8 protein-coding genes are annotated in these 14,467 nt (G+C 35.0%); all 8 read right to left on the bottom strand.

The genetic code is table 11. From position 1 onward, the window contains the following. Positions 1–4: 4 nt before the first annotated feature. The 8 genes from AC1DVP_RS13050 to AC1DVP_RS13015 all read right to left on the bottom strand — a co-directional run bounded on the left by AC1DVP_RS13050 (position 5) and on the right by AC1DVP_RS13015 (position 14,204). Positions 5–1,381, bottom strand: coding sequence for a glycan-binding surface protein (locus tag AC1DVP_RS13050; RefSeq protein ID WP_477183913.1), 1,377 nt, complete (start codon positions 1,379–1,381; stop codon positions 5–7). Between the two features lie 16 nt (positions 1,382–1,397). Then, positions 1,398–3,032 (bottom strand): RagB/SusD family nutrient uptake outer membrane protein, encoded by a 1,635-nt coding sequence (locus tag AC1DVP_RS13045; protein WP_477183912.1) that lies wholly within the window; start codon positions 3,030–3,032, stop codon positions 1,398–1,400. A gap of 12 nt (positions 3,033–3,044) precedes the next feature. Continuing rightward, the gene (locus AC1DVP_RS13040) at positions 3,045–6,215 is read right to left on the bottom strand and encodes a SusC/RagA family TonB-linked outer membrane protein (protein WP_477183911.1); all 3,171 of its coding nucleotides are present in this window, start codon (positions 6,213–6,215) and stop codon (positions 3,045–3,047) included. Positions 6,216–6,693: 478 nt separating this feature from the next. After that, a complete protein-coding gene (locus tag AC1DVP_RS13035; protein ID WP_477183910.1) occupies positions 6,694–9,219 on the bottom strand; it encodes a glycosyl hydrolase 115 family protein in 2,526 nt (841 codons plus the stop codon). A 234-nt stretch (positions 9,220–9,453) separates the two neighbouring features. Then, a complete protein-coding gene (fsa, locus tag AC1DVP_RS13030; protein ID WP_477183909.1) occupies positions 9,454–10,110 on the bottom strand; it encodes a fructose-6-phosphate aldolase in 657 nt (218 codons plus the stop codon). A gap of 264 nt (positions 10,111–10,374) precedes the next feature. Next, positions 10,375–11,700, bottom strand: coding sequence for a xylose isomerase (xylA, locus tag AC1DVP_RS13025; RefSeq protein ID WP_477183908.1), 1,326 nt, complete (start codon positions 11,698–11,700; stop codon positions 10,375–10,377). Positions 11,701–11,707: 7 nt separating this feature from the next. Further along, a complete protein-coding gene (locus AC1DVP_RS13020; RefSeq protein WP_477183907.1) occupies positions 11,708–13,189 on the bottom strand; it encodes a xylulokinase in 1,482 nt (493 codons plus the stop codon). 4 nt (positions 13,190–13,193) lie between these two features. After that, on the bottom strand, positions 13,194–14,204 hold the full coding sequence (locus AC1DVP_RS13015) for a GntR family transcriptional regulator (protein ID WP_477183906.1): 1,011 nt from the start codon (positions 14,202–14,204) through the stop codon (positions 13,194–13,196). Positions 14,205–14,467 lie beyond the last annotated feature (263 nt).

Here is a 14,467-nt window from a genome sequence, read left to right as displayed (position 1 = left end):
TTTATTAATTAGGAAAATCGCTGTAAGTTGGTGTTTTCAATGATACAATTCTCCAATTATCTGTATATACACTTACCGAAGTAGCCGATGATGCTAATACAACTTCACTCGCTTGTCCGGTTACATTAGTCAATTTGATATCAGAATTTTCAAAATAGATACCAAAGTTTTGATAGGTTGCTGCTTCTCTAGCCTTAAGAACATCATCAAATGTAAAAGCTGCTTTTGAAAAACTGTACAATTTATTCAATGGAATGGTTACTGTTTGCCAGCCTGTTGTTTGAAAAGGCACAACTTTACCTTCACTTGTTATCCAAGGCACAAAATTATAAGTTGCTCCAGTCCATTCGCCGCCATTAAAATTATTAATTAAGCATACTTTCAAGAAACCAGTATTTGTCCATGCAGTCGGAACATAAATATCGAATTGCAAAGCAACTTGTTCTAATGATGTTGAGGCAGGAATATATGGGGTCAATTGACCTCTCCAATTGTCTACCCCATTTCCAGCTGTCCAAACTTCAGTACAGCGGTTAGTAGCTGCTGCAAAAGAAGCGATACGTGATGGACGATGCGGTACATATTTCCCTTGAGAAACATTGCCTGCACCGATTACCGAAGATAATAAATCAGTGTCTTTAATCATGCTGGTTGTGCTTCCCCAAAAACCTTGTGTCCCATTTCCGTCAAAATCAAGGATAACCCCTTTTTTGAAATTAAAATAAGCAGGAGAATACACGCCTCCATTGGCACTTTCCACTAATAAAGAACCGCCTTCAGGAGAAACTCCTGCTGGAACAGTTACTGTAAAAAATTCCCCTTTAACATCAGATACGATACCGCTGGTTACTGCAATATTACCTGGAAAAACTACTTTTTTAACTTCGGTTAAACCTGTTCCATAAACGGTGATCACTTCACCTGCTTTTGGCAGCGTGTTTGAAATAGAAGTAATTTTTGGCGCTCCTGAACGAATATTAAAAGAATAAATAACCTCATTAGAATCATTTACAAAACGAATAGTGTTGCGAACCGCTGGATCGGCACCAATTGTTGGTGTATCGGCTGAAATATTAACCAGCATAGAAGTATCCGAAACAAATACTACATTAAAATAGGTTTCAAAACCATTAATATACACTTTTCTTAAACCCGTAAAACCAGTTCCTTCAACACGAATCAACTGTCCTAAACGTGCAAAAGTAACTTCTCTGTCCGGCACTGATGAATTTACATCCTCCAGATAAACTTTGCTTATAGTTATTGGCTCACCGTCACTGCTGTCATTGTTATCGCATGCATTGAATAACATCGATGCCAGCATCACGAATACAATTGTAATAGCAGCGCAATACTTTTTATTTAAAATATAATTTTTCATATTTTGTCTTTTCAGTTTAATTAAATAAATCAGTTATTTTAGCCTCTTTGAAATCATAAGGAACAGGTGCTTCATTTAATAATGGATTCTGAATTACTTCTGATTCTGGATAAGGCAATAAAAAGATTGAAGTATCTATAGCTCCTATCGCTCTTGGTGAATTATCCCTTGTAGCATCTACTGAAACAGTATTAGTAGCTGCAGCATAAGTAATTGGCACAATAACTCCTCTTGACTGGCCAGTGATATAATTAACAACTTCTTGCTGTTTATAATAAGATCTTCTTACTAAATCATACCAATACTGCCCTTCCATGCACAACTCCACTCTGCGTTCGTGCATAAGATCTTTGAACGTTAGCGATGTTTTCGCATCAAGTCCGGCTCTAAGTCTAAGCTTATTTACAAATTCTAAAGCAGTAGCATCCGAAGTAGAGGCACTATTTCCTAAAGCCGCTTCAGCATAATTAAGAAGCACTTCCCCCATACGTAACATATAAGTGTTCAAAGCTGAGTTTTGTTTTGAAATCTTACTGTTGTCTTTGGTTGATCCAACAACTCCTTTTTTAACATTCACAAAAGTATTCGCATGATCTACAGTATACCCTCCGTTTGCCTTATTAATTTCTGGATAAAAATCGTCATCTGCCATCCAAGTGTCATGCCGTCTTTTATCTTTTGTTTCATATTCGTACAAGATATCATTTGAAGCTCTTGTCCAATAGCCCCAAGCGGCATCATCACCTGTAATATCTGAACTTAAAGCGAAATAAGCCTGCTGCGTATTCGTTACTCCATAACTTCCGTTAGGTACCCACTGCAAAGCAAACATCGATTCAACATTATTGTTATTGTCTATTTTAAATAAATCCGCATAATTAGCCATTAATGAATAAGGGCCGCTAATTGCTTTTAAAGCTGCTTTTTTAGCCAAATCAAGATAAGCTTGGCTTCTGGTGCCTGAATTGGGATTATCACTTAAACCCGAAACTGACAAATACAAACGAGACAACATTCCGTATGCGCTATACTTTGTTAAACGCCCTGTTTGCGGCGCAGCATCTGGAAGAAATTTTGCCGCAAATTCCATATCGCGAATAGCAAATTCATATACATCTTTTGTTGGATTGGTATTCACAACAGGATTCTGCACTAAAACTCCCGGATCTGTAGAAATAATTACATTACCCCATAAAGATGCCAAATACCAATAGGCAGTTCCTCGCATAAAACGGGCTTCAGCAATGTATTTGTTTTTAACAGCCGTACTTTCACTGCTGCCTTCAATCCCTAAAATAACATTATTAGACTGCTGCACTACATTGTATAAAGATCCCCAAGCCGATACTAATGGCCCTGTTAATCCTGTTTCTGTCAAATCAGCAAAAGGATAAATATAATCTGAATAAGGAGCGTATAAATTGTATGCACGGCCATCTCCTAATCCGTAATAAAATTTATCGTTAAAATCAAACCATACTTTGTTATATAAGGGAGCAGTAGCCGCTTTAAAATCACCTTCTGTTTTGAAAAAATTCTCTTTAGTTATCAAATCATTTGGCTCTTTATCAAGAAAGTCATCATTACAGCCTGTTCCCAAAAAAGACAAAGCAGCAAAAAGAAAAATGCGTTTAATATGTATCTTTTTCATATTATTTTATGTTTAAAATTTAACATTCACTCCAAAGGTTGTAAAACGTGGTGAAGGATAACGGCCATTGTCAATGCCTGAAATCAGAGCATTTTGGTTTAACGAACCTACTTCAGGATCATACCCGGAATATTTAGTAAATGTGAGAATGTTCTGCATGTTAGAATATACTTTAATCCCTGCTACACCAATTTTGGAAACAAAAGAGCTTGGCAGATTATATCCTACTGATATATTCTTGATACGTACAAAAGATCCATCTTCTACAAAGCGGTCACTAAAACGAAAGTTGGAAGCCGATGAAGCTGATGAAGCAGCAATACGAGGCATGTAAGGATCACCTCCTACGATTTGTACATTACGATAATCATTTGGACCAGTTGGATCAATTAAGCCTAATTGGGCATAACCCAAAGCTGTTGAGAATAAATTAGTATTCTCACGAGGATTGTCTAACCATCGGCGCTGGTAGTTTACTACATCATTTCCATAAGATCCATCTAGAAAGATATTCACATCAAACCCTTTATAAGAAAACGTATTACCTATACCAAAAGTGAATTTTGGCAAAGGAGTTCCAATATATTGCAGATCTTTCTCATCAATTACACCATCTTTATTAGCGTCATCAAACATATAGTCACCAATCCAAACACCATTTTCACTAATTTTCATATTTTTTGGCAAAGCTGTTGGCACAACATTCCCTGCGCCGTCTTTATAATAAAAATCGGTTGCTTTTTCAAAACGGCCAATTACTTTGTAGCCATAAAACTGACTGATTGGCTGTCCTACTGCTGTACGGGTTACTACCGTAACATCAGATCCCTGCTGGATTGCTTCATCATAATGTCCTGATTCACTGTTTAATGAAAGCACTTTGTTTTCATTCATTGAGAAAACAAAGTTTGAAATCCAACTAAAATTTTCATTTTTAAAATTAATCGTATTCAAAGCGATTTCAAGTCCCTTATTTTCAAGTGATCCAATATTGTACCAAGGTGCCGAAGTTGATCCTTGCCCAGATGTGCCAACATAAGCCGGCAATGCTAACTGATTTAATAAATCATCCGTCTTTTTGTAATACACATCGGCTACTAACTCAATACGGCTATTAAAAAGGCCTATATCAATACCAGCATTAGATGAGTAAGTTGTTTCCCATTTCAAATCTTTATTTGCAGTATTCGAAGCTAATAATCCAGTTCCCCAATTAGCAGTAGCACTAGAATTATAAGTAGAAGTATATGCATAATTTGGCACATTTTGATTACCGACAGCCCCCCAGCCCAAACGAAGTTTTAAATTATTGATAACTGCATTATCTTTTAAGAAATCTTCATTAGAAACTTTCCAGGCAAAAGCGGCTGAAGGAAACCAGCCCCAACGGTTATCTTCGTAAAATTTCGAAGAGCCGTCACGGCGTATTGTTGCTGTTAACAAATATTTATCATCATAAGAATAAAACAATCTTCCAAAATATGAACTTAACGAACTGTTACTACTGTTATTCGTTGTTCTTGCAGTTGTAGGATCTCCCATAGACAAATCCGTTGAAGTATTGGTTAAATATCCAGAAATGTATCCATATAAATTTTCCCAATAAGACTCCTGCATTTCCTGACCCAACATCGCGTTTACAGAATGCTTATCAAAAGTGCGTGCATAATTTAAGACATTGTTCCAATTCCAAAATTTACTAAACCCTTTGCTGCGGGTACCTTGACGAATATCATTTGTAATAGCTCCAAAAGTATATGAAGGATTAAAAGTGTAATCGTTTGTAAAACCATAATTCAAAGAATATTGAGTTTTAAAAGTCAATCCTTTTGTAAAAGTAATTTCGGCAAAAGTATTTGCTCTAATTCCTATGTTTTCGTTATGGTTGTCATTAATATTTGCCAAACCAATTGGGTTGTTTTGTACAAATTGATCTGTATCCGGACCGTCAAAAGATCCGTCAGCGTTACGTACTGCTACATTTGGCGTTTGTTTTAACGCAGTAGGAATCAAAGACTGGTCAGTAACTGTAGTTTTTTGCTTAGAATTGCTCAATGCGAAATTCAGACCAACCTTAAAATAATCTTTTACCTGCGAATCTAGATTACTGGTTAAATTCAAACGGTCGAAAGCAGAACCAACAGCAATACCTTTTTGATCCAAATAACCAATCCCCATATAATAGGTACTCTTATCCGTACCTCCTGAAGCTGATAAATTATGGCTTTGAACCAAAGCAGTAGTAAACAATTCATTTTGCCAATCAGTACCTTCTCCTAATAAATCAACGCGGATAAAATTAGGATCTCTTTCTACAATTCCTAAATCAGAGCGGGTATTTTTGAGTGTTCCATATTCCTGAAGATTAAGGACATTTAAATGTTTTGGCAATTCCTGCCATCCTACATAACTGTCTAATGACAAAGCTAATTCTCCTTTTTTACCTCTTTTGGTAGTTACCATAATTACTCCATTAGCGGCACGAGAACCATAAATTGCTGTAGCAGAAGCATCTTTTAAAATATCAATAGAAACAATATCCGAAGGATTAATCGATGCAATAGGATTACTATTGTTATTACTAGTTGCACCATCAATAATTACGCCATCAATAACATAAATTGGTTCGTTTGATGCGTTTAATGAACTTATACCACGGATACGAACAGAGGAAGCAGCACCTGGCGCTCCACTATTTTGCGATACTTGAACACCAGCAGCACGTCCCTGCAAAACCTGTTCAATAGATGTGGTTACCGTTTGAGCAACTGCTTTACTTGAAACTGTAGAAACAGACCCCGTTAAATCACCTCTCTTCATAGTACCATACCCAACTACCACAACTTCTTTTAAGTCATTTGCATTTTCTATTAGAACAACATCGATTTTGGCTCTGTCATTCACTGTAATTTCTCTGGTTTTGTAACCTACAAAACTAAAAACCAAAACTCCATTAGCTGGGACTGATTTTAAAGTATAGCCACCGTCAAAATCGGAAACAGCACTGATCGCAGTTCCCTTTACAATAATGTTTACTCCAGGAATTGGTCCCCCACTATCAGAAACTGTCCCTGAAACAGTCGTTTGAGCATTTACCGCAGCAGAAAATACTAACATCAGGAATAGATATCCCAAGTTTTTAAAGTATTTTGATTTGCTTTTAGTAATTAAAAAGTTAGTCATAAATAATTGTTTTAATTAGTTAATAGAATGGTTTAGTTAGTTTTTATAATACCTTATTATATATTAAAATCAAACATATAATAAGGCATCCTTGAAACAAATATATACATAAAAAACAATAAAATGCAATCGGTTGTGTTGTTTTTTATTAGAAATATGAAAAAAAATAAAGGTTAAAAAAATATTATACTTATTTATATTGGTAAAATTTTAAATATTCATCAAAAACAGCTAACCACACAGCGAAAACGTTGTAGAAAATAAATATTTTTAAGCAAAAACATAAAAAAAACATAAAAAGCCACATTTCGTATCTCAATAAACAATAAGTGCTTTAATGATGAGAACTATTTCTATAAAAGATTTTAAACAGCAATCGGTTGCTTATAAAAGCAAAAAAACTCCCCTCATTTAATAATGAAGGGAGTTAATAATTTATAGAGGAAAGTTAATCCTTTAAGAAAATTCAAAGACAGTTTTAATCAATAACTTCGCTTTCTGGAGCCCCCAAATAGGACGGCTGTAATCCACCTGTATCTATCAAAATTTTTTGCAGAACAATGCCAGGTTCTAAAACACGAAAACGAAGTGTATGCTTTCCTGATTTCGAAACAGAAAGCTTAACCGAAGACCTTATTATTTGCTCTGCTTGCCATTTGCCTAATTCTCCGCGATAATGACCGTTGAAATTTATAATTTGCGGTTTTTCTCCATCAAAAGAAATTTCATAGCGCAATCCTTTATTGCTATTAAAATTTAAAGTGGGTGCCAAAAGCATCTCAACAGTAAACTCACCACTGGAAACAAAGTCAATATCATATTCCACAAAAACATTTTCATCCTCTTTTGGATAAGCATTTTGTGGAAATGTAGTAATGCCAGACTTTGTTTTTCCAAAATCGGGAATCACATCCCAATGAATTTTATCTGAATTATTTGATTTAGAAAAATTTTCAGCTTCTATAGAAACATAACCATTCTTTTCCATAAATACTTTCTTAGCCGGTTTTGCATTTTCTAAAATATAGGTCACTTCCGGAAGGATATTTTTTGCTTCATCATGCCAGCTATTATATCCAATATGCATTTGATCCATCATGTGTGCCCACTTTCCTCCTGCAATTTCATTATTATATTTATTCTGAAGAATAGAATCACGAAAAAAATGCATTTTCATTTTATCAGCATAATAATTAGCTAAAATATTTTTTTCTTTGGCCAGTTTTTGATTTTTAGCTTGTGCAAAATACATTTCATACAAATTACTGCATGCATCAATAGGAAATAGTATTAACTGGAAATAGGCGTCTTTGTATTGCTGAGGAATTTCATCGTAAAGACGATAAGCATCCAGCGTCAAATTCTTATAATCATTTACTACGGTTTCAAATTCGTTATAATTTTCAAGACTATATGTTTTACTGTTCAGCATTTCGGGAGTTATACGGCGGTTAAACTTAGGATAGGTGTTTAATAATCTTGCTATTTCTCTTGCGTGTGTTTTTCCAAACTGCTGCGCTGCCCAATTTTCGGTAAATTCAAAAAGATTTTTAGAGTTGAACTGCTTTGGATTCCAAGCCATATCCAAAAAGAAACTAATTGGAAATTCCATAGGTTTAAGATCGCCAACATTTACAATCCAAATTTTATCAACGCCGTGTCCATAACTAAGATTCATTTGTTCCCAAACTCTTTGTATTGGACTAATATTGATCCATTTTGAGTTTCTTGGACCGCCAACATAGTCAAAATGATAATATATTCCGTAACCTCCTTTATGCAGAGGTTTTGTTGGATCTGGGAGTTTACGCACATTTCCCCAATTATCATCACAAAACAGCAAAACTACATCATCTGGAACTTTCATTCCCTGATCATAATATTCCTGAACCTCTTTATATAAAGCCCAAACCTGCGGGGTCTTTTCTGCTTTTTGGTTAGTTATTTTTTCAATAATCTGACGCTGATTTTTCACGATATTCTCCAGTAAACTGATATTGGTATCTTCGCTCATTGCTTCATCCCCATCGCCACGCATTCCAATGGTGATTAATTTTTCCCAATTCATACTGCGCTCAATTCCAGTTTTCCAGAATTCATCTAAGACCTGCTTATTCTTGGAATAATCCCAAACATTCGGGAGATTATTTTTTTGAATGTACCGTTTCCAGTCTTGTTGTGCCAAAGCCATTGGTTCGTGGTGAGATGTTCCCATTACAATTCCCATTTCATTTGCCAGCGGGCCATTGCTGCCGTCATCATCATAGAAAGCATTTCCCCACATAGCGGGCCACATGTAATTTGCTTTGAGACGAAGGAGCAATTCAAAAACTTTTTCATAAAACTTACTGTTAAATCCTCCAAAAGTGGCTTTGCTCCAACCGCTTAAAGCTGGTGCCTCATCATTCAGGAAAATACCTCTATATTTCACAGCTGGTTCGCCATCAGTATAAATTCCTTTTTTAAAATATAGATTCTCCTTATGTTCGACTGGCACATCTGCCCAGTAATACCAAGGCGAAATACCTATCTGACGGGATAATTCGTAAATCCCGTAAATAGTTCCCCGTTTGTCGCTTCCTGCAATTATAATAGCCTCCTCTACTCCTTTGAAAGGGTTTTTAACACTTTGAATAATAAATTTTTCATTTTTGCCTTTCAGTTCTTTACCGTCAATTTTTCTTTGTTTTATTAAATCGTCAATTGCCGAATTAGTACCAATTGTCCCAATGATGATAAATGCAGATGAAGAGCTGCTAATTTGATTGAAAATAACTGGTTTATCTCCTGTAACTTTTTCAAAATCAGCCTGCAGATTGTTTACTGCACGCACAACACCATTATCTGCCCCACTATTCACAAACAAAGAAAGCCGTAATGACTTTTCCTTGAGAACAACTGCATCTGGTTTTTTTTCGGTCGTAATAAAAGGTTCGGCTGCTTTTAATGGGCTAAAAGAGCAGATTGTGATAAGTGTTAAAATAAATTTTGCTAAAACTTTCATTGTACTTCTTTTAAAATTTATTGTGATAATCCGTTAGATGAAATAACTATTAGATACTGCCATATTTTTTGATGTAATTCATTCAAATATATTAAATAATTCAAGTAACACAATCGGTTGTTTTTGTTATTTTTAAAATATAAAAATAAGTTGCCGAAAATACTAGTTAAAAAAAACTCCCTTCAATGCCTTTTGAAGAGAGTTAATAATGATTTAAAAATCACAAGTGAACCTTTAAAGATTCATCTTTTTGGCATCTGCTACAAATTGCGCTAAACCAATATCCGTCAAAGGATGTTTTAACAAACCTTTGATTGCCGAAAGCGGCCCAGTCATCACATCCGATCCAACTTTTGCACAATCTATAATATGCATAGTGTGTCTGATTGAAGCTGAAAGAATCTGGGTTTGATAATCGTAATTATCATAAATCTCTCTAATTTCAGAAATTAAATGGATTCCATCAGTCGAAATATCATCTAATCTTCCTAAGAAAGGAGAAACATAAGTTGCCCCGGCTTTTGCAGCCAAAAGTGCCTGACCAGCTGAGAATACTAAAGTAACATTAGTTCTGATACCTTTTGACGAAAAATATTTGCAAGCTTTTACGCCATCAGCAATCATAGGCAATTTCACTACTATCTGCGGATGTAAAGCTGCAAGCTCCTCACCTTCTCTTACCATTCCGTCATAATCTGTTGAAATAACTTCGGCAGAAACATCTCCTTCAACAATATTGCAAATATCAAGGTAATGCTGCAGGATATTTTCTTTCCCGGCAATTCCTTCTTTAGCCATCAAAGACGGATTTGTTGTAACCCCGTCTAAAACTCCCAATGACTGAGCTTCTTTAATATCTTCTAAATTGGCTGTATCTATAAAAAATTTCATATTCTTTTTTTATTAAACTTTAAACAATAATCAGATTCTCTGATTAATTCAAGAAAATGAGTAAAAATGTGCATTCCAATTGCGTTAGTCTTTAAGAAACCATTTGATAAATAACCTAAAAACATCCCTAGAGCTAACTTTCCATTTTATATTAAGATTTATAAAAAAAGCAACTAAACCTTTAAATCTTAATCCAAAATCTTATATAAAAATCAAGCAGGCAATTACTGAAATACACATTTTTGCAATATTCGCTTTTAACTATTAAATATATTGATTAATAATATTTTCGAACAATTCTTGTTTACCGCTCTGAAGATTTAATTCTCCATTTTCTTGAGCAATTTTATACAAAGCCTGCAAATCTAATTTTCCTTCTTCGAAAGCTTTTCCATTTCCAGAATCAAAAGAACTGTATCTTTCTGTTCTTAATTTTTCATAAGGAGAAGAAGTAATAATTTTATCCGCAGTCAGCAATGCTCTTGCAAAAGTATCCGCTCCGCCAATGTGTGCTAAGAAAACATCTTCCATATCCGTAGAATTTCTTCTGATTTTAGCATCAAAATTAATTCCACCGCCTTGCAAACCACCTGCTTTCAAGAATACCAGCATAGCTTCGGTAGTTTCCTGAATATTGTTTGGGAACTGATCTGTATCCCAACCATTTTGGTAATCTCCTCTGTTGGCATCCAAACTTCCTAACATTCCAGCTTTGGCAGCTACTTCAATCTCATGCTGAAAAGTATGCTGTGCCAATGTCGCGTGGTTTACCTCGATGTTCATTTTGAAATCTTTCTCCAAACCGTATTGACGCAAAAATCCAATAGCAGTAGCACAATCAAAATCGTATTGGTGTTTTGATGGCTCCATTGGTTTTGGCTCAATAAAGAAATTCCCTTTGAATCCTTGCGCTCTTGCATAATCTCTAGCTTGCGCCAAAAATTGCCCCATGTGATCCAATTCTCTTCCCATATCGGTGTTAAGCAAAGTCATATAACCTTCACGTCCTCCCCAAAACACATAGTTTTCTCCTCCTAATGCGATAGTAGCATCCAAAGCCAATTTTACTTGTCCTCCAGCTCTTGCCAATACATTAAAATCTGGATTAGTTGCAGCACCATTCATGTAGCGTGGGTTAGAAAAACAGTTTGCAGTTCCCCAAAGCAATTTTACTCCGGAAGCCGCTTGTTTTTCTTTCAAATAATCAGTTATTGTAGCTAATCTGCTTTCTGATTCTGCAAAAGTTGCACCTTCTCTAACCAAGTCATAATCATGAAAACAATAGTGACCAAAGCCCATTTTAGTAATGAATTCGAATGCAGCATCTGCTTTCTCTTTTGCCGCTTCAATCGCATCAGCAGGCTGATCCCAAGCAAAATGCTGTGTGCCTGGTCCAAAAGGATCGCTCCCTTGTCCGCAGAAAGTATGCCAATATGCAATGGCAAATCTAAAATGCTCACGCATTGTTTTACCAGCTACAACTTGGTCTGGATTGTAATATTTAAAAGCCAAAGGATTATCAGATTCTTTTCCTTCAAATTTAATTTGTCCGATACCTTTATAGTACTCTTTGTTTCCTAAAACTATCATTTCTCTACTATTTATTTGTTAATATTAATTCTAATTCTTTTTTCCATTTTTGATAAGCTTCCTGATATGGTTCGCTATTTTGCAAAGGCAAAAATGTCATAACGTGATCATTTTTCGAAATATTCGAACCAAATTTTTCAAAATCACCATCCGTTAATCCTACTGCTCTTGCTGCCCCCACTGCTCCTGTTGTATTATAAATTTCAATTTCGTGTCCAATTAAAGAGGCAACGGTATTCGAAAATATTTCGGAACGAAATAAATTATCATTCCCTGCACGAATAACTCCAATGGTTGCATTGTCATCTTTCAAACATTCCATTCCGTACACAAAAGAAAAAGCAATTCCTTCTAAAGCGGCTCTGAATAAATGAGAATTACTGTGAATGTTTAAATTTAGATTTAAAAAATGAGTCCCAATGTTTTTGTTATTAAACATACGCTCTGCACCATTTCCAAAAGGGATTACTACCAACCCTTCTGAACCAATTGCAATTTTAGCAGCTTTGTGGTTCATAGATTCATAGGTTTCATCCCCCATATTGTTACGCAGCCATCGGTACTGAATTCCAGCTCCATTGATATTTAATAACTTCCCGATTCGAGGATTTTTTTCTTCAAAATTAACATGCACAAAATTATTTACACGTGTACTATTTCCAATTGTAGCATCGGTTACGGCATAAAAAACTCCTGAAGTTCCGCCTGTTGCAGCTACTTCACCCGGATTTAAAACATTTAAAGACAATGCATTATTAGGTTGGTCTCCCGCTCTATACACAATCGGAATTCCAACAGGAAGCCCTGATTCCTGAGAACCTTTTTCGTTTGTAACTCCTTGATTGCTAAAATTCTCAACAATCGTTGGTGTCATTGAAGTTTCAATTCCGTAATACTCCAATAACCAATCAGCTACTTTATTTTCTTTATAGTCCCAAAGCATTCCTTCGGACAAACCATTTTTGGTTGTAGTAATATCGCCTGTCAATTTATAAGAGATATAATCCCCTGGAAGCATGTATTTATACACTTTTTTGTAAATCTCAGGCTCATTTTCTTTTACCCATTTTAATTTTGAAGCAGTAAAGTTTCCTGGAGAATTCAACAAATGTGACATACATTTATCTTCGCCCAATTCTGCAAAAGCCTTGTTTCCTATTTCAACTGCTCTACTATCGCACCAAATGATAGAGTTGCGTAAAGAACTGCCATCTTCACCAACAACGACCAACCCGTGCATTTGATACGAAATACCAATCCCTTGAATTTTTGAAGCTTCAATATTGGCTTCACGAATAGCTCTTTTGGTTGCTACGCAAATATGCTGCCACCAAATCTCAGGATCTTGCTCTGCCCAATCTGAGTGCAGGGAAACAATCTCCATTTCGTTTTGAGGTTCATTCAAAACAATTACTTTTTTTCCTGTCGCTGCTTCAACCAAGGCTACCTTAACCGAAGAACTTCCAATGTCATATCCTATATAATACATAACTTTATAATGATTCTCTTAATATTAAATTTGTTGGCACATAACATTGAACTATTTCGTCATGTGTAATAAATGCTGCTGCTTTTGTTCCTAATGCTGCAAAATCAGTTGATACAACTGAAATTCCTTTGTATATAAATTTCTTCATTGGCGTTTCGTTATACGACAAAAAACCAACATCTGTTCCAGGCTCTAAATTCTTCTCTTTGCATTGTTCTAAAAAATGTCCCAAAATCCTATCGCTTACACTTATATAGGCAATTCCTTTTTTTATGCTAAACTCTTTTGGATCTTTGATTATTTTATAATCAAAATCATAATCCACACAGAATTTCTTAAAATACACAGCTGTTTCTTTTGGATGATTTGTATAATCAGGAAATACAAACTGTATATTTTTATATTTCCTAAACAAATCGACCGCCTGTGTCAAAGAATCGTAAAAGGCTTTTCCAAAATCTTGAAAAATATAATTATTCTCTTTTTTTGAATGTATATTCCAATCAATTAGGAGTAATTTATCATTTGAAATTACCGACAGCGTGGGGATTATGTCTTTATGATCAAAATTCATGACCACATACTTATAATATTTTCCGACACTGTTATTAATTATCGTTTTAAAAACATCTATGTTATAATGATGGAACTGCACATCAGTAATTACATTGTCTGCCAGATTGTTTACAAAGGAATGATATAAAACTTCTTTATACGCTTTGAAAGTATCCAATACCAAAAGCACTTTTCTCGTTTCGCCTGAAACATAATAGCCTTTATTAGGAACAGACTCAATAGCTTTTTGTTCTTTTAATATCGAATACGCTTTAAAAACAGTATCTCTTGACAGCTGATTTGTTTTGCAGATACTATTAACCGATGGCAGCAATTCTCCTTTCTGTAATATGTTCTCTGCTATTGCATTAGTGATTCCGTTTACCAATTGCTGGTATTTTGGAATATCACTTTCATGATTAATAACAAAGACAAATTTTTCTTGATTCTCGTCAATCATACTGTTCTGTTCTGGTATGCTAAACTACTCACTTTTATCCAATAAAAAAAATAGTTTTTTAAAAAAAATGTTAACATTTAAAAAAAAATATTTAACCTGCTTTTTTTATGTTCTTATCTATTATTATTCATTCTTTTTTATCTCTATCATAAGGATCTAAAGTAACAATTGAACCGTCTGCCAAATACTCTATTTTGGCAGCTTTCATGCTCCGCAGATGCGTTACTCCTTTGGAAAGACTCGAATCATGGTAAAACAGACAG

The organism is Flavobacterium sp. P3_A6, from assembly GCF_056403035.1.
The sequence above is the reverse complement of the archived record's forward strand: the minus strand, read 5'-3'. Positions and strand labels throughout refer to the sequence as shown.